Genomic DNA, 16,861 nt, shown 5'->3' with positions numbered 1-16,861 from the left:
CCCGCGCCGCCGCATGTGGGTGGACCACCGCTGCCGCGCGTGCCGTCGTACGCCGCGCCGGCTGGCGGTGGTGGAGCCACATTCCCGCGCCGCCGCATGTGGGTGGACCACCGCTGCCGCGCGTGTCGTCGTACGCCGCGCCGGCTGGCGGTGGTGGAGCCACATTCCCGCGCCGCCGCATGTGGGTGGACCACCGCTGCCGCGCGTGCCGTCGTACGACGCGCCGGCCGGCGGTGGTGGAGCCACATCCCCGCGCCGCCGCATGTGGGTGGACCACCGCTGCCGCGCGTGCCGTCGTACGACGCGCCGGCCGGGGGTGGTGGAGCGACATTCCCGCGCCGCCGCATGTGGGTGGACCACCGCACCGCTCGGTGCGGCGCGACGTCGTGTCGGGCCGAGCGTCAGAGACCGGCCAGCACTCGCAGGTCGGCGAGGATCTCGTCGATCCGGGCGACGAGCGAGAGGTGGCCCTCGTCGGCGAAGAGGTGCGGCCGCGCGCCGGGGATGGCGGCCGCCAGCCACTGGCCGTGGGCGTAGGGCACCATCCGGTCGTGCTCGCCCTGCCAGACGGCGACCGGCACGGTGATGGAGCGGACGTCGAAGCCCCACGGCGCCACGATCTGCAGGTTGTCGTCGATCATCCCGACCGGTCCCTGCGCCATCGCGTGCCGGAACGACGCCGCCACGGTCTCGGCGAAGGCGCCGGTCAGCGCCGCGGCGTCGACCTCGTCGACGAGGTCGCCGAGGGCGAGGACGATGTCGTCGCCGGAGACGGAGCGGAGCTCGTCGGCCTGCTGCACGGCGATCGGGCGGTAGGTCTCCCGGCCGGCCTGCACGGCCTCGAAGTCGCGCACGTTCTCCTCGCCCATGCCGGCCAGCCAGTCGAGGCCGTCGGCGTCGAAGGGCGCGACGCCGGCCAGCAGCGACGCGGCGCGGCACCGTCCGGGCATCGCCGCCGCGCACGCGAGCGCCCGGGGGCCGCCGCCCGACCAGCCGAGCGTGATGAACTCGTCGATGTCGAGGTGGTCGAGCAGCGCCTCGGTGTCGGCGGCGTCGGCGAGGACCGGCGCGACCACGTGGTCGGGACCGCCGCGAGGCGTGGACCGGCCGTAGCCGGGTCGGGAGTACGTCACCAGCCGCAGGCCGGCGGCCCCGGCCGCGGCGAAGAGCTGCTCGTCCTCGACGGCTCCGCTCGGGGTGCCGGAGTGGTAGACGAGCGGGAAGCCCTCGGGGTCGCCGCCCTCGAGGTGCTCCACCGTCCGGCCGTCGTGGAGCGTGAGGTAGTCCGCCATGCGCCGATCATGGCAGGCACCCGAAGCCGTCAGGACGCGTGCGCCACCGGCGTACGCCCGGTCATCTCGCGCAGGAGCGCCGAGACCTCGGCCGCCACCGCGACGGCGAGGTCGCGGGCCGGCTCGCCGTCGACCTCGGGCACGACGTGCTGGACGATCCCGTCGGCGAGCAGGTCGCTCGCGCGCACGCGCTGGCGGGACGCCATCTCGGCGGCGTGCGAGACGTCGCCGTGGACGATCACGCTCGCACCCTCTGGCGGCAGCGGCGAGAGCCAGGCGTGCTCGGTGGCGATGACCGCCCGCGCGGGCAGGAACGCGAGCGCTCCTCCCCCGCAGCCCTGGCCGAGGACGACCGACACGGTCGGCACGCTCATCGTCGTCAGCGTCGCGATGCAGCGGGCGATCTCGCCGGCGATGGCACGCTCCTCCGCGTCGGGCGACAGCTCGGCGCCGGGGGTGTCGATCACCGTGACCAGGGGCAGGCCGAGCTCCTCGGCCAGCCGCATCCCGCGGCGGGCCTCGCGCAGGGCGCCGGGTCCCATCGCGTGGCCCGGGGCCTGGCGCGCCCGGTCCTGGCCGACGACGACGCACGGCTGGTCGTCGAGACGGGTCAGCGCGACCATCACCGTCGAGTCGCGCTCGCCCTCGTCGGTGCCGCGCAGCCGGAGGGTGCCGGTGGCACCGTGGGCGAGCACGTCGCGGAGCCCGACCCGGTCCGTACGGCGCGTGCGCTCGATGCTGTCCCAGGCGTCGTGGTCGCCGACCGCCCGCGCCGCCCGGACGGGCAGGACGCCCGGGCCGGGGGCGTCGACGAGCACGGCCAGCGCGGAGTCGACCATCGCGGGCAGGTCCTCGGCGGCGACGACGCCGTCGATGACCCCGGCCGCGGCGAGGTTCTCCGCCACCTGCACGCCGGGCCGGAACGGTCGTCCGTTGAGCGCCTCGTAGACCTTGGGCCCGAGGAAGCCCACGAGGGCGCCCGGCTCGGCGACGGTCACGTGGCCGAGCGAGCCCCATGACGCGTAGACGCCGCCGGTGGTCGGGTGGCGCAGGTGGACGAGGTAGGGAAGCCCGGCGGCGCGGTGGTCCATCAGCGCGCGGGAGATCTCGGCCATCCGCACGAACGCCGGCGTGCCCTCCTGCATCCGCGTGCCGCCCGACGCGGTGCTGGCGAGCAGGGGCAGCCCCTCGGCGGTCGCCCGGCGTACGGCGGAGGTGATCCGGTCGGCGGCGGCCCGCCCGATCGAGCCGGCGAGGAAGCCGAACTCGTTGACCACCACCGCCACCGGCCGGCCGCGGACCTCGCCGCGCCCGGTCAGCACGGACTCGTCGGTGCCGGCCTTCTCGGCGGCCGCCTCGAGGGCGGCGCGGTAGCCCGGGTCAGGAAGGGCGTCGGCGTAGGCCAGGTCGATCGGCTCGTCCCACGAGTCGAAGGTGCCCGCGTCAAGCACCAGGTCGAGCAGCTCGCGCGCCGTCCAGCGGTTGTTCTTGGGGTCCCCGCGGCGTTCTTCGGGGGAGCGCAGCGGAGGAGAAGAACGTCGTGGGGTGTCCATCACGCTCCGCCGCCGCCGACCCAGGCGCGGATCTCGTCGGCGTGCTGGTCGAGCAGCGGCGGCGCGACGTGGTCCTTCCGGGTGACCTCGTCGCCCGAGGCGTCGAAGAAGCGGAGCGGGGGGCCGGGCAGCGTCAGGCCACCGAGCGTCGGGTGCTCGACGTCGATCAGCAGTCCCTGGCTGGCGACCTGGTCCCACTCGTAGACCTCGTCGAGGGTGCGCACCTTGCCCGCGGGCACGCCGACCTCGGCGAGCCGGGCGAGCAGGGTCTCCGCGTCCCAGCTGGCGAAGGCCGCCTCGACGACCTCGATGACCCGGTCGCGGGCCGCGACGCGCTCCTGGTTGGAGCCGAGCCCGTCGGCCTCGGGGTCGATCCCGAAGCCGGCGCAGAAGCGCTTCCAGAGGCCCTCGCTGCCGAGCGCGATCTGCACCGCGCCGTCGCGACAGCGGAACAGCCCGTAGGGCGCGATCGACGGGTGGTGGTTGCCCTGCGCGCGACCGACCTCGCCGGCGACGGTCCAGCGGGTGCCCTGGAAGGCGTGCACGCCGACGACGGACGCGAGCAACGACGTACGCACGACCGTGCCCTTGCCGGTCGTGCTGCGCTCGTGGAGCGCGGCGAGGACGCCGTACGCGCCGTACATCCCGGACAGCAGGTCCGCGATCGGCACGCCGACGCGCTGCGGGTCGTCGGGGCCCGAGCCGGTCAGCGACATCAGGCCGGCCTCGCCCTGGGCGATCTGGTCGTAGCCGGCGCGGCCTCCCTCGGGTCCGTCGTGGCCGAAGCCGGTGATCGAGAGGACGACCAGGCGCGGGTTGCGCCGCATCAGCTCCTCGATGCCGAGCCCGAGCCGCTCGAGGACGCCGGTGCGGAAGTTCTCCACCAGCACGTCGGCCCGCTCGACCAGCCCGACCAGGACGTCCTTGTCCGCTTCGTCCTTGAGGTCGAGGGCGATCGACTCCTTGTTGCGGTTGGTGCAGAGGAAGTACGTCGACTGGCGGGCGTCGGGCTCGCCCACGAACGGCGGCCCCCACCCGCGGGTGTCGTCGCCGCTGCCGGGCGCCTCGACCTTGATCACGCGGGCGCCGAGGTCGCCCAGCATCTGGGTGGCGTGCGGCCCGGCGAGGGCGCGGGTGAGGTCGACGACGAGGAGGTCGGAGAGGGGTCCGGTCATTGCTTCATCACCATCCGGGGAGGACGAGGGCTGCCCAGACGAGCAGCGGGCCGACGAGGGTCACGATCGCGGCGTAGCCGAGGATCTGCTTGTAGTAGGTGCTCTCGTCGATCGTGTCGGGCTTGTGGGCCAGCATCAACGCACCGTTGGTGCTGAAGGGGCTGACGTCGACGATCGTCGAGCTGACCGCGAGGGCCGCGACGAACAGGCCCGCGGACAGGCCGCCCTCGGCGACGAGCGGGATCGCGATCGGGATGATCACCGGCAGGAGCGCGGTGGACGAGGCGAACGCCGACACGACGCCTCCGACGTAGCACAGGATCAGCGCGCCGATGGCGGCCGCACCGAGGCCGGCGGCCCACTTCCCGACGAACTCGGGCGAGCCGGCGGTCGTGAGGATCGTGGCGTAGGTGCTGACACCGGCGACGAGCAGGACGGTCGGCCAGGCGATCTGCTTGACGGTGTCCTTGTAGGCCTTCGGCGTCAGCATGGAGAGCACGACGGCGGCGGTGATCGCGGCGAAGCCGATGTTCTTGTCGAAGACCAGGGCGACGACGGCGACGGCGAGGAAGGCCAGCAGCGTCAGGGTGTGCTCGAGGGTGCTCCCGGCGGTGTCGGGGTTCGGCGTGCCGGTCGTCGGCGTGGCGCCGGTCGCGGAGCGGGCGTCGGAGCGGTCGGGGTGCACGCGCGTCCCGCCTGCCGCCGTCGTCGTACCACCACCGGCAGGAGCGGCTCCGGCGTGGACGAGCTCGCCGTCGGCGTCCATCCGGAGCGACATGAGCTTGCGGCCACCGAGGACGACGAACAGGATCGCGGCCATCACCGTGTTGATCACGAGGCTGGAGAAGAAGATCGTCAGGTGGGACTCGCCGAGGCCGGCGTCCTCCATCACCGAGTTGGTGATCGTGCCGTAGATCGAGATCGGCGAGAAGCCGCCCGCCTGGGCGCCGTGGACGACGAACATGCCCATCATCAGCGGGCTGATGCCGTAGCGGCCGGCGAAACCGAGGGCGATCGGGCCGATGATCGCGCAGGCGGCCGGGCTGGCGGCACCGATCGCGGTGATCACCGCGGTCACGGCGAACATCACCCACGGGATGAGGGCCACGCGACCGCCGACCGAGTCGACGGACTTGCGGACGATCAGGTCCACCGTGCCGTTCTGCCGGGCGATCGCGAAGAGATAGGTGACGCCGATCAGGGTGAGGACCAGGTCGGCGCTGATGCCGGCCAGGATCTCCTTCTCGTCGAGGTCGAGGGCGTACATGCCCACGAGCCACGCGGCGACGTAGGCCAGCGCTCCCATGTTGATGGGCAGCAGCGTGCCCACCACGAACAGGGCGACCAGCGCGAGGATCGCGATCCACTCCGGACCCATGGTCCACACCTCCGAGTCGTGCCGGCGCCGCGGGGTCCTGGGGTGACCCTGGTCACGCGCTGGCTCAGTGGCCTAGCCAATAGCACAATGAGCCACCAGTCAATAGGCTGGTGCCATGTCCGACCAGAGCCAGCCGTCGAGCCAGCCCTCGTTCCCACCTCGGCTGATGCGCACGCGCCTCTACGAGCAGGTGGCCGGGCAGATCTCCTCGTGGATCAACGACAACGGGCTGGGCGCCGGCGACCGGCTCCCCGCCGAGCGCGAGCTCGCCCAGCGCCTCGGCGTCAGCCGCGCGACGCTGAGCCAGGCGCTGGTCGCCCTCGAGGTGATCGGCGTGGTGGAGGTACGCCACGGGGACGGCACCGTCGTGACCGCGGGGCACCGGCAGTCGACCCGCATCGTCGAGGCGATCCGCAGCCACGCCGACCGGCTGCCCGAGATCATCGAGACGCGCGACGCCCTCGAGACGAAGATCGCCGCGCTCGCCGCGGCCCGGCGCACCGACGACGACCTGGCCCGGATCGACGACGCCCTGGACTTCATGGCGACCGAGGTCGAGGCCGGCGGACGGGGCGTCGAGGGGGACGAACGGTTCCACGGTGCGGTGACCGCGGCGTCCCATTCGCTCCTGCTCGCCCGCCTGATGGACGAGATCGGCGACCTGATCCGCGAGACCCGGCTCGAGTCCCTGGGTCAGCCGGGCCGCCCCCAGGACTCGCTCGCCGGCCACCGCGCGGTGGCCGAGGCCATCCGTGCCGGCGACCCCGAGGCGGCCGCCGCCGCGATGCACGCCCACGTGGCCATGGTCAGCGACGTCGCGCTGCTCCGCGACCAGCCGTGACCGCGCTCGAGGTGCTCCTGGTCCTGGCGACCGGGTTCGGCGCGGGCATCCTGTCCTCCACCGTCGGCGTGGCCTCCTTGCTCAGCTTCCCGGTGCTCGTCGCACTCGGCCTGCCGCCGGTCGTCGCCAACGTATCCAACACCCTCGGCATGATCCCCGGCGGCCTCGGCGGCGTCCTCGGCTACCGCCAGGAGGTCCGCGAGGGCGGCCGGGTCGCGACGGTCATCGTGGTGGTGTGCGCGGTCGGCGCGGTGCTCGGCGCGGCGTTGCTGCTCGGACTGCCGCCCGGCGTCTTCGAGGCGATCGTCCCGTTCCTCATCCTCTTCACCTGCCTGCTCGTCGGCGTGCAGCCGAGGATCGCGACGTGGCTGCGCGAGCGCCATGCCCGACGCCACGGCGAGCAGCGCGCCGAGCGCGTGCACATGTCCCCGCTGACGACCGTGTTCGCCACCATCACCGGCGTCTACGGCGGCTACTTCGGCGCCGGTGCCGGCGTGATGATGGTCGCCGTCCTGGGCCTCGGCACCGACCTCGAGCTGCGCGTGGTCAACGGCCTCAAGACGCTGTCGCTGATGGTCGGCAACATCGTCGCCGGCCTGATCTTCGTCGTCGTCGCCGACCCGCGCTGGGACGTCGCAGCGGTGCTTGCCGCCGGGTCGCTGGTCGGCGGCTACGTCGGCGCCCGCATCGGCCGCAAGCTGCCCGACGCGGTCTTCCGCTGGGCGGTCGTCGCCGCGGGCGTCGTGGCGGCGCTGCTGCTGTTCTGAGTCAGGACAGCAGGCCGCGCACCACCCGGAGGCCGACCGAGAGACGTGCCAGCTCGGCGGTCTCCTCGCGGCAGATCTCCTCCAGCGTGTCCGCCGAGCGGGCGACGAGCTCTGCCTCGGACTCCTCCCACGCCGCGACCCGCGCCGGGGCGGGATCGTCGGGGCTGGTGGACTCCAGCACCTGTGCGGTGAGCTGCTGGTGCACGCCGTAGAGGTCGTCGCGCACCGCGGCGCGGGCCATCGTCTGCCAGCGGTCGTCGCGCGGCAGCGCGAAGATCCGCTCGACCAGCGCCGGCAGCCCGAGCCGCTCACCGAGCGCGTAGTGCACCCGCGCGACCTCGACCGGGTCGATCCCCAGGCGGTCACCGGTCTCGACGATGCCGAGCGCGGGGTACGCCGACGCGAGGACGGCGACCTTCTCGGCCAGCTCGGCCGGTACGCCGTTGTCGCTGAGCCGCGCCTCGCGGGCGCGGAACTCCTCCAGCTCGCGGCCGCTCATCACCGAGGGCAGCGCAGCCATCACGGCCTGGACCCGCTCGCGGAAGAAGTCGACCGTCGCGCGGGAGTCGAGGGGCGGGCGCCGGTTGGTGACCAGCCAGCGCGAGGCGCGCTCGACGAGCGTGCGCATCTCGATCCGCATCCTGGTCTGACGCTCTGCCGGGACCTTGTTGTCCAGCGCGGCGATCTCCTGGCGGAGCGGGAGCGAGCCGAAGATCTCGCGGGCCACGAAGTTGGCGCGGGTCAGGTCGGCCGGGCTCGCGCCCGTCTCGCCCTGGAGCCGCGGCCAGAAGGTCATGCCTGCGCCGTTGACGAGGTCGTTGACCACCTGGGTCACGATGATCTCCCGGCGCAGCGGGTGGTCCTCGATCTCGGCCCGGAGGTCCGACACCATCTGCCGCGGGAAGTAGGCCAGCAGGTCCTCGCGAAGGTAGGGGTCGTCGGGCAGGTCGGAGTCGATGAGCTCCTCGGCCAGCACGATCTTGGTCCAGGCGAGCAGCACCGACAGCTCCGGTCCCGACAGCGCCTGCTTGCGGTCCAGGCGGCGGCGCACCTGGCGCGTCGAGGGCAGGCCCTCGAGGTCCCGGTTCAGCACGCCGCGCTTCTCCAGCGCCCGCATCCAGTCCTCGTGCACGTGGAGCAGCGAGGGCGCGTGCGCCTGCGCGTTGGCGAGCGCGAGGTTCTGCTCGTAGTTGTCGCGCAGCACGAGCGAGGCGACCTCGTCGGTCATGGCGGCGAGCAGCTCGTTGCGGCCCGACTCGTCCATCGCGCCCGAGCGGACGACCCGGTCGAGCAGGATCTTGATGTTGACCTCGTGGTCGGAGGTGTCCACGCCGGCGGAGTTGTCGATGAAGTCGGTGTTCATCCGGCCGCCGCTGCCACCCGCGCCGAAGCGGGCGTACTCGACCCGGCCGAGCTGGGTGAAGCCGAGGTTGCCGCCCTCGCCGATGCACTTCGCCCGGAGGTCCTCGCCGTTGACGCGGATCGCGTCGTTGGCCTTGTCACCGGCGTCGGCGTTGGCCTCCTCCGACGACTTCACGTAGGTGCCGATGCCGCCGTTCCAGAGCAGGTCGACCGGGGCGAGCAGGATCGCCCTCATCAGCTCGGCCGGGGTCATCGCCGTCACGTCGGCGCCGAGCCCGAGCGTTTCGCGAGCCTGCGGGGAGACCGGGATCGACTTGGCCGACCGGGGCCAGACACCGCCGCCCTCCGAGATCAGCGAGGTGTCGTAGTCCTTCCAGCTCGAGCGCGGCAGGTCGAAGAGCCGCTTGCGCTCGGCGTACGACGACGCGGCGTCGGGCGCCGGGTCGATGAAGATGTCGCGGTGGTCGAACGCGGCGACCAGGCGGGTGTGCTCGGAGCACAGCATGCCGTTGCCGAAGACGTCGCCGGACATGTCGCCGATGCCGACGGCCGTGAAGTCCTCGGCCTGGCAGTCGATGCCCATCTCGCGGAAGTGCCGCTGCACGGAGACCCACGCACCCTTGGCGGTGATGCCCATCGCCTTGTGGTCGTAGCCGACCGAGCCGCCGGAGGCGAAGGCGTCGCCGAGCCAGAAGCCGTAGTCCTTGGCCACACCGTTGGCGATGTCGGAGAAGGTGGCGGTGCCCTTGTCGGCCGCCACCACGAGGTAGGAATCGTCGCCGTCGTGGCGGACGACCTCGCGCGGCGGCACGGTCGCGCCGTCGACGAGGTTGTCGGTGATGTCGAGCAGGCCGGAGATGAAGGTCTTGTAGCAGTCGACGCCCTCGGCCAGCCACGCGTCGCGGTCGGACGGGTCAGGAAGCTGCTTGCAGAAGAACGCACCCTTCGCACCGACGGGCACGATGACGGTGTTCTTCACCATCTGCGCCTTCACGAGGCCGAGCACCTCGGTGCGGAAGTCGTCGCGGCGGTCCGACCAGCGCAGGCCACCGCGCGCGACCGCGCCGAAGCGCAGGTGCGATCCCTCGACGCGCGGGCTGTAGACGAAGATCTCGAAGCGCGGGCGCGGCTCGGGCAGGTCGGGGATCGCCGACGGCTCGAGCTTGAAGGAGATGTAGGGGTGCACTCCCCCGTCGGCCGCCCGCTGGAAGAAGTTCGTGCGCAGCGTCGCCCGGACGAGCGTGCGGTAGGACCGCAGGATGCGGTCGTGGTCGAGGCTGACCACGTCGTCGAGCGCCCTGGCCAGCCGCTCCTCGATCGCCTCGACCTTGGCGACACGCGCCTCGGCGTCGGCCTCGAGCGCTCGGTCGCCGCGACCCGGGTCGAAGCGGGACTCGAACAGCTCGACCAGCAGGCGGGTGATGTCGACGTTGCTGCGCAGCGCCTCCTCGATGTAGTCGAGCGCGAAGGGAGAGTTGCCCTGCTTGAGGTACTTGGCGTACGCGCGCAGCACCGTGGCCTGCCGCCACGTCAGCCCGGCGGCGAGGACGAGCTGGTTGAAGCCGTCGATCTCGTTGTAGCCGTCCCACACGGCACGCAGCGCCTCGGCGAACAGCGTGCGCTCGTGGGGCGGGAGCACGCGCCCGTGCCGCAGCCCGAACTCGTAGACGTACGACGGCCGCGACAGGCCGGTCAGCTCGTAGGGCCGCTCGTCGACGACCTCGACCCCCATCGACGTGAGCATCGGCAGCATCGTGCTGAGCGACAGCGGCTCGCCGACCCGGAACACCTTGAGGCGGGACTCCCCGCGGCGGTAGCCACCGCGCTGGTCGTCCTGGTCGAACAGCGCGAGGTCGATGCCCTGCTCCCCCTGGATCGCCTCGATCCGGCCGAGGTCCGCGGAGGCGCGCTGCGGGGTGTAGTCCTCCTTGTAGGCCTCCGGCCACGCGTCGGCCCAGGCCCGCGCCAGACGCGAGCCGTCGCCCTCGCCGTGCTCGTTGACGACGGCGGTGATGAAGTCGTCGCGCCACGAGCGCGACGCCTCGGTGAGCCGGCGCTCGAGGTCGGCGACGTCGATCTCGGGGACGGTGGCGCCCTTGGGCGGGTGCACCACGAAGTGGACGCGCGCGGTGGTCGACTCGTTGACGCGCACGGTGAACTCCACGTGCTCGCCACCGAGCTGCTCGCGCAGGATGTCGGAGAAGCGCTCGCGCACGGCCGTGCTGTAGCGGTCGCGCGGCAGGTGGACCAGCACCGAGACGTAGCGCCCGTAGGTGTCGCGGCGCACGAACGCGCGCAGCTGGCGGCGCTCGCGGGCGAACAGCACGTCCTGCACGACGGGCGCGAGCTCGGCCGGCGAGGTGTGGAAGAGCTCGTCGCGCGGGTAGTTCTCGAGGGTGTCCATGAGCGCCTTGCCGGCGTGGCTGCGCGGGTCGAAGCCGGCCCGCGCCATCACCTCGGCGGCCTTCTCGCGCAGCACCGGGATCCGGGTCACCGACTCGGTGTAGGCCGCGCTGGAGAACAGGCCGAGGAAGCGCCGCTCGCCCACGACCTCCCCGTCGGCGCCGAACGTCTTCACGCCGACGTAGTCGAGGTACGCCGGGCGGTGCACCGTGGCGCGCGAGTTGGCCTTGGCGAGGACGAGCAGCGTCTTCTCGCGGGCCTTCGCCTTGGCGATCGGGGGCAGCTTGGCGAAGGCGCTGGACAGGTCCTGGTCGCTGCGCAGGATGCCGAGGCCGGAGCCGGGCACTGCGCGCAGGCCGCACTCCTCGGGAGCGGCCTCGTCCGCCTCGAGCTGGTACTCGCGGTAGCCGAGGAACGTGAAGTGGTCGTCGGCCAACCAGGTGAGGAAGTCGCGGCCCTGCTGGACCTCGGCCGCAGCCAGCGGGGGCGGGTCCTTCTCGAGCCCGTCGACGACGGCCAGCACCTGGGCGTGCATCTTGGCCCAGTCCTCGACGGACTCGCGGACGTCGCGGAGCACGCGCTGGACGCCGTCGGTGATCTCGGCCGCCTCGACGTCGTCGGTGCGGTCGATCTCGACGTGCATCCACGACTCGACGGCGTCGCCGGTGTCCTTCGGGTCCTGGGTCACCTCGTGGGCGTGCACGTGCTGCAGCTGCCCGGTGATGTCGCGCTCGACCGCGAGCTGCGGGTGGATGACGGAGTGGACGGTGTGCCCGAGCCGGTTGAGCTCCATCGTCACCGAGTCGACCAGGAACGGCATGTCGTCGGTGACGACCTCGACGACCGAACGCCCCGCAGACGACCAGCCGGACTCGGCGACGGTCGGCGTCACGACGCGGACGGCGGCGGTGCCCTGCGGTCGGGACGACGCGAGGTCGTAGTGCGAGGCCAGGGCGCCGATCAGGTCCTCGGGCGAGCGCTCGGCGACCTCCTCCGGGGCGACGTTGCGGTAGTAGGCCCGCAGCAGGTCACCCCAGCCGGGCCGCGCCCTCGTCGCCTCGTCGAGCTGATGGTCCTTGGTCTCCTCGGGCGTCGCCACGCACCGACCATAGAACCCGCCGAGTGACGGTCACAACACAGGTCCCTACCGGCGCGTAACGCCGCTCCGGAGCCCGTCGTTCAGTCCATGATGAGGCAGGATCCGGGGCTCGGGAACGGCCCCACGACGACACGGAATGCGGGTGGAGACATGGGCACCAGGCTCACCAAGGAGCTGACGTACGACGCCACGGCGGAGCAGGTCGCGGCGATGCTCGACGACCAGGCGTTCCGCGAGGAGGTGCTCCAGCGGCAGAAGGTCCTGCGCGGCTCGGTCAGCATCGAGGGCGACCACGTGACGGTCGAGCAGGTGCGCTCCGCCGACGACATCCCGTCCTTCGCCCGGAAGTTCGTCGGCGACGAGATCCTCATCGTGCAGACCGAGGACTGGACCTCCCCGACCACGGCCGACGTACGCCTCACGATCCCGGGCAAGCCCGGGGAGGCCGTCGGGACGATGGAGCTGGTGGAGTCCGGCGGGACCACGACCGAGTCCGTCGACCTCGACCTCACCGTGAAGATCCCGCTGGTGGGCGGCAAGATCGAGCAGCTGATCGTCGGCATCTTCTCCGCCGCCCTCGACGTGGAGCAGAAGGTCGGCCGGGAGTACCTGGCCCGCTCGTGAGCGCCGTGCTCCGCGACACCTACGCCGCGCTCGCGTCGGTCGTCGGCGGCCTCCAGGACGAGCAGGGCTGGACCCCGACAGGGTGCGTCGGGTGGACGGCACACGACCTCGTGTGGCACCTGCACGCCGACGCCGTACGCGCCCTGGTCGCCGCGCACACCCCCGCCGGGAGGGCGGCCGACTGCGACGCCGTCGACTACTGGCGCCAGTGGGGCAGCGACCCGCAAGCCGACGAGCGGAACCGCCGGATGACCCGCGTCGAGGCCGGGCTGCACTCGTTCGGGTCGCTCTGCGAGCGCTACCTCGAGGCCTCCGCCGCGGCTGCGCTGGCGGTGTCGACGCTCGAGGACGACGAGGTGCTGCTCACCCAGGGGCATGCGATCGTCGCGGCCGACCTCGCCAGCACGCTCGCCGTCGAGGCCACGCTGCACCACCTCGACCTGGTGACGCACCTCGACCAGGCCCCACCGCCCGCGGCACAGGGTCTTCGGGAGACCCGTCGGGTCGTGGAGGAGCTCCTCGGTCGACCGGTCGCCGACTGGACCGACGAGCGCGTGGCGCTGGTCGGCACCGGACGGGCCGAGCCGACACCCGCCGAGCGCGACCAGCTCGGCGAGGTCCGGCTGCCGGTCTTTAGCTGACCGGCGGTGTCCCGTCGCGGCTCGGCCGCGCGCCCTCCGCCTCGCGAGCGACCTCGTCGTCGGGATCTGTCGCGTCGTCCTCCGCGGCATCCTGCGCGTCGTCCTCGCGCCGGCGCAGCCACACCACGACCCCGAGCACGGCGAACGGTCCGAACGCCAGCAGCAGCGTGAGGACCTGCTCGATCGGGTGCAGCGCACCCATGTGCCAGACGGTCGGGAGCAGGGGTCGCAGCACGCCTCAGCCCTGGTGCGGGTAGCGGTGGTCCGTCGGCGGGACGAAGGTCTCCTTGATCGAGCGGGGCGAGGTCCAGCGCAGCAGGTTGACCGCGGCGCCGGCCTTGTCGTTGGTGCCCGAGGCGCGCCCGCCGCCGAACGGCTGCTGGCCCACCACGGCACCGGTGGGCTTGTCGTTGATGTAGAAGTTGCCGGCCGCGAAGCGCAGCGTCTTGCGGGCCCACGCGATCGCGGCGCGGTCCTGCGCGATGATCGCGCCCGTCAGGGCGTAGGGCGCGAACGACTCCATCTGGGCGACGACGGACTCGAAGTCGGCGTCGTCGTACACGTGGACGGTGAGGATCGGGCCGAAGTACTCGGTGCTGAACATCTCGTCGGTGGGGTCGCCGCCCTCGACGATCGTCGGGCGCACGAAGAAGCCCTCGGAGTCGTCGACCTGGCCGCCGGCGAGGATGTCGAGGCCGTCAGTGGCGCGCGCCCGCTCGATGGCGGTCTTGTGCTTGTCGAAGGCACGCTGGTCGATCACGGCACCCATGAAGTGGGACAGGTCGGTGACGTCGCCCATCGAGAGCGCCTCGGTGTCAGCGATGAGCTGGTCCTTGATCTTCGCCCAGACCGAGCGCGGGACGTAGGCGCGGGAGGCGGCCGAGCACTTCTGCCCCTGGAACTCGAACGCGCCGCGGATCATCGCCACGCGCAGCACGTCCGGATCGGCCGACGGGTGGGCGACGATGAAGTCCTTGCCGCCGGTCTCGCCCACGATGCGGGGGTAGGCGCGGTAGCCGGTGATGTTCTCGCCGATGGTGCGCCACAGGTGCTGGAAGGTCGGCGTGGAGCCGGTGAAGTGGATGCCGGCCAGGTCGCGGTGCGGCATGACCACCTTGGACACGTCGAGGCCGTCGCCGGGCAGCATGTTGATGACGCCGGGCGGCATCCCGGCCTCCTCGAGCAGCTCCATCGTCAGCGACGCGGCGAGCTGCTGGGTCGGCGACGGCTTCCAGATGACCGTGTTGCCCATCAGGGCCGGCGCGGTCGGCAGGTTGCCGGCGATGGCGGTGAAGTTGAACGGCGTGATCGCGTAGACGAACCCCTCGAGCGGGCGGTGGTCCGTGCGGTTCCAGACGCCCGGGCTGTTCGCGATGGGCTGGTCGGTGAGGATCTGCTTGGCGTAGTGGACATTGAACCGCCAGAAGTCGATCAGCTCGCACGCCGCGTCGATCTCGGCCTGGAAGGCGGTCTTCGACTGGCCCAGCATGGTGGCGGCGTTGAGGCGCTGGCGCCACGGACCGGCCAGCAGGTCGGCGGCCTTGAGGATGATCGCGCACCGCTCGTCGAACGGCATCGCCTGCCAGTCCGGTGCCGCCGCAGCAGCGGCCGCCACCGCCGCCTCGGCGTCGGAGGTCGTCGAGTTCTTCAGGGTGCCGAGGACGTGGCCGTGGTCGTGCGGCTGGACGACCTCGACCTCCGCGCCGCCGCCGTCGCGGTGCTCGCCGCCGACGACTGCCGGGAAGGTGCGCTGCTCGCCCTCGAGCCGCGCGAGCTCGACGAGCAGTGCCTCGCGCTCCTTGGTCCCCGGGGCGTAGGTGAGGTTCGGCTCGTTCGTCGGGGCCGGCGGGAAGGTGATCGCGTCCATGTCGCTGATCGTGTCAGAGAGGGGGGTGCGCCACCAAGCGGGCCTCAGGGGCGGGAGAGGAGGTCGCCGATCTCCTGCGTCGCCCACCAGGCGAGGTCGTCGTCGGGGTCCGCGTCGTCGTGGTCGTCGACGTGCACCGCCACCACGTCGCGCCAGGTGACGGGCGCGTCGGCGGTCGCCGTCTCGGCGACCACCACGACGCGCCGACGCTGCCCGTCGGGCAGGCCGGCCAGCAGGTCGGCCGAGACGTCTGCGGCGCTCATGAGGGCGACGTACTCCGTCTCCTCGCCGTCGTCCGCGGCGACCACGGCGTCCGCGACCCCCGGCCCGGCGGCCTCCCACTCCTCTGCGAGGCGCGGGAGCGTGGTGGGCAGGTAGCGGCGGGTCACTTCTTGCGTCCCCTCGGTGCGCGTGGCCGCGAGTCGCTGGCCGAGTCGTTGAGCTCCTCGAGCGCTTCCAGCACGCACTGGCCCAGCACGTCGGCGTCGGGCACGGCGTCGCGGTCGGCGGTGATGCCGTAGAACACCCCGCCGTCGTACGACGTCACGCCGAAGGCGAGCGGGTGGTCGGGCAGCAGCGGGTGCACGGGGTAGGACTCGAGCATCCGGGCGCCGTCGGCGTAGAGCGGGAACTGCGGTCCCGGCACGTTGGTGATCGACACCTGGAAGCCGCCGCGCAGCTCGGCCGCGGCGAGCCGGGAGCCGAGCGCGTGGAACGTCGTGGGCGCGAAGCCGGCGATCCCGGACAGCCGCCGCGCGGACACGGCCCGGCCGTTGTCGCGGTGGGCCTTAAGGTCGTAGCTGACCTGGTGGAGCCGCACGACCGGGCTCTGCTCGCCGACCGGCAGGTTCACCAGGTGGCCGGTGATCTGGGTGCCGAGCGAGGTCGCCTCGAGCTCGTCGTCGATGACCGACATCGGCACGATCGCCTTGATGGTCCGCATGCCTCCCATCGACTCCGCCCGGGTCATCAGCCAGCCGCGCAGGCCACCGGCCAGCGTGGCGAGGATGACGTCGTTGACGGTGCCGCCGTGCACCTCGCGGATCCGTCGGTAGTCCGTGAGCTCGGTGCGCACCGTGACGAAGCGGCGCTGCTGCGAGAGCTTGCGGTGGACGGGCGTCGAGTGGACCGGACCGCGACCCGCGAGCGCGCTCGCCACCTCGGCCACGCGGCCGGTGGCGGCCGCGGCCTGCCGGGCGACGGACTCGGCGTTGGCGCGGGTGGTCGACCAGAGCGTGCTCGGCTTCTCCAGGGTGTCGGTGACCGCGTTGAGCGCGGCCGCGACCGGACCGGCCGTGCGCCGCGGTCGCCAGTCGTCGTCGTGGCCGAGGGTCGAGCGGTCCGGAGAGGTGTCGAGCAGTACCTGGCCGATGTCGACGGTCTCGCGGCCGTCGACGAGGATCTGGTGGCTCTTGGTCAGCAGGGCGATCCGGCCCTCGGCCAGGCCCTCGACGAAGTAGACCTCCCACAGCGGCCGGGTCCGGTCGAGGGGCCGCGAGGCGATGCGGGCGACGAGCTCACGGAGCTGGTCCATCGTCCCCGGTCGCGGCAGCGCCGAACGGCGTACGTGGTAGCCGAGGTCGAAGCCCTCGTCGTCGACCCACGCCGGGTTGGCCAGCCGGCCGGGAACCGTCTGCAGGCGCTGCCGGTAGCGCGGCACGAAGGCGATCCGGTCCGCGATCAGCTCGACGAGCCGGTCGTGGTCGAACCCGGACGTGCCCGGGTCGAAGATCTCGACCGTCGCGTTGTGCATCGGCGTCGTGGGGGACTCGGCGGCCAGGATGGCCAGGTCCCGCGGCCGCAGCCGATCACTCATCCCGGTCCCCCACTCGTCTCCGATGCTTGTCCCTCGTGGGATT

Annotated in this window: 13 protein-coding genes; 4 read left to right on the top strand and 9 right to left on the bottom strand. The window is 72.5% G+C overall.

The window, feature by feature from the left end; genetic code table 11:
* Positions 1–401: 401 nt before the first annotated feature.
* The 4 genes from L2K70_RS04045 to L2K70_RS04030 are packed head-to-tail and all read right to left on the bottom strand — an operon-like array spanning position 402 to position 5,398.
* Positions 402–1,292, bottom strand: a complete 891-nt coding sequence (locus L2K70_RS04045; protein ID WP_236399342.1) for an alpha/beta fold hydrolase — start codon at positions 1,290–1,292, stop codon at positions 402–404.
* A gap of 29 nt (positions 1,293–1,321) precedes the next feature.
* Complete coding sequence (locus L2K70_RS04040) at positions 1,322–2,845, bottom strand: carboxyl transferase domain-containing protein (RefSeq protein WP_236399339.1); 1,524 nt, start codon at positions 2,843–2,845, stop codon at positions 1,322–1,324.
* Positions 2,845–4,020, bottom strand: a complete 1,176-nt coding sequence (locus L2K70_RS04035; protein ID WP_236399336.1) for a CaiB/BaiF CoA transferase family protein — start codon at positions 4,018–4,020, stop codon at positions 2,845–2,847. Before L2K70_RS04035 ends, L2K70_RS04040 begins: the two co-directional genes overlap by 1 nt.
* Positions 4,021–4,027: 7 nt before the next feature.
* Entirely contained in the window at positions 4,028–5,398 is a 1,371-nt protein-coding gene (locus L2K70_RS04030; protein WP_236399332.1) for an SLC13 family permease, read from the bottom strand.
* 115 nt (positions 5,399–5,513) lie between these two features.
* On the opposite strand from L2K70_RS04030, the gene L2K70_RS04025 reads away from it, so the two are divergent.
* Entirely contained in the window at positions 5,514–6,239 is a 726-nt protein-coding gene (locus tag L2K70_RS04025) for a FadR/GntR family transcriptional regulator (RefSeq protein ID WP_236399329.1), read from the top strand.
* Positions 6,236–7,006 carry a sulfite exporter TauE/SafE family protein gene (locus L2K70_RS04020; protein ID WP_236399326.1) on the top strand — a complete coding sequence of 257 codons (771 nt, stop codon included), beginning with the start codon at positions 6,236–6,238 and terminating at the stop codon, positions 7,004–7,006. The genes L2K70_RS04025 and L2K70_RS04020 overlap by 4 nt, the downstream gene beginning before the upstream one ends.
* A 1-nt stretch (position 7,007) precedes the next feature.
* Here L2K70_RS04020 and L2K70_RS04015 read toward each other — a convergent pair whose 3' ends face one another.
* Entirely contained in the window at positions 7,008–11,870 is a 4,863-nt protein-coding gene (locus L2K70_RS04015; RefSeq protein WP_236399323.1) for an NAD-glutamate dehydrogenase, read from the bottom strand.
* A 150-nt stretch (positions 11,871–12,020) separates the two neighbouring features.
* Between L2K70_RS04015 and L2K70_RS04010 the strand changes: the two genes are divergently transcribed.
* A complete protein-coding gene (locus L2K70_RS04010) occupies positions 12,021–12,494 on the top strand; it encodes a DUF2505 domain-containing protein (protein ID WP_236399320.1) in 474 nt (157 codons plus the stop codon).
* Positions 12,491–13,135, top strand: a complete 645-nt coding sequence (locus L2K70_RS04005; RefSeq protein ID WP_236399317.1) for a maleylpyruvate isomerase N-terminal domain-containing protein — start codon at positions 12,491–12,493, stop codon at positions 13,133–13,135. Before L2K70_RS04010 ends, L2K70_RS04005 begins: the two co-directional genes overlap by 4 nt.
* Here the strand turns inward: L2K70_RS04005 and L2K70_RS04000 are convergent.
* Genes L2K70_RS04000 through L2K70_RS03985 form a run of 4 tightly spaced genes read right to left on the bottom strand, consistent with a single transcriptional unit; the run spans position 13,128 to position 16,818 of the window.
* Positions 13,128–13,370, bottom strand: coding sequence for a hypothetical protein (locus L2K70_RS04000; protein ID WP_236399314.1), 243 nt, complete (start codon positions 13,368–13,370; stop codon positions 13,128–13,130). The two genes, L2K70_RS04005 and L2K70_RS04000, sit on opposite strands and share 8 nt — an antisense overlap.
* A 3-nt stretch (positions 13,371–13,373) precedes the next feature.
* Positions 13,374–15,002 carry an L-glutamate gamma-semialdehyde dehydrogenase gene (gene pruA / locus L2K70_RS03995; RefSeq protein ID WP_236399311.1) on the bottom strand — a complete coding sequence of 543 codons (1,629 nt, stop codon included), beginning with the start codon at positions 15,000–15,002 and terminating at the stop codon, positions 13,374–13,376.
* 44 nt (positions 15,003–15,046) lie between these two features.
* Positions 15,047–15,391: a DUF6912 family protein gene (locus L2K70_RS03990; protein WP_236399308.1), complete on the bottom strand. Its 345-nt coding sequence runs from the start codon at positions 15,389–15,391 to the stop codon at positions 15,047–15,049.
* Positions 15,388–16,818, bottom strand: a complete 1,431-nt coding sequence (locus L2K70_RS03985) for a WS/DGAT/MGAT family O-acyltransferase (RefSeq protein ID WP_236399305.1) — start codon at positions 16,816–16,818, stop codon at positions 15,388–15,390. The genes L2K70_RS03990 and L2K70_RS03985 overlap by 4 nt, the downstream gene beginning before the upstream one ends.
* Positions 16,819–16,861: the final 43 nt, after the last annotated feature.

Origin of the sequence: Nocardioides potassii, from assembly GCF_021648885.1 — a bacterium.
Classification (GTDB): domain Bacteria; phylum Actinomycetota; class Actinomycetes; order Propionibacteriales; family Nocardioidaceae; genus Nocardioides; species Nocardioides potassii.
This window is presented reverse-complemented; position numbering and strand designations above follow the sequence as displayed.

Bases quoted from the DNA above. Each gene is read 5' to 3' on its own strand.
- L2K70_RS04025 (WP_236399329.1), top strand. From the start codon at position 5,514: ATGTCCGACCAGAGCCAGCCGTCGAGCCAGCCCTCGTTCCCACCTCGG.
- L2K70_RS04040 (WP_236399339.1), bottom strand. From the start codon at position 2,845: ATGGACACCCCACGACGTTCTTCTCCTCCGCTGCGCTCCCCCGAAGAA.
- L2K70_RS04010 (WP_236399320.1), top strand. From the start codon at position 12,021: ATGGGCACCAGGCTCACCAAGGAGCTGACGTACGACGCCACGGCGGAG.
- L2K70_RS03985 (WP_236399305.1), bottom strand. From the start codon at position 16,818: ATGAGTGATCGGCTGCGGCCGCGGGACCTGGCCATCCTGGCCGCCGAG.
- L2K70_RS04045 (WP_236399342.1), bottom strand. From the start codon at position 1,292: ATGGCGGACTACCTCACGCTCCACGACGGCCGGACGGTGGAGCACCTC.
- L2K70_RS04035 (WP_236399336.1), bottom strand. From the start codon at position 4,020: ATGACCGGACCCCTCTCCGACCTCCTCGTCGTCGACCTCACCCGCGCC.
- L2K70_RS04030 (WP_236399332.1), bottom strand. From the start codon at position 5,398: ATGGGTCCGGAGTGGATCGCGATCCTCGCGCTGGTCGCCCTGTTCGTG.
- pruA (WP_236399311.1), bottom strand. From the start codon at position 15,002: ATGGACGCGATCACCTTCCCGCCGGCCCCGACGAACGAGCCGAACCTC.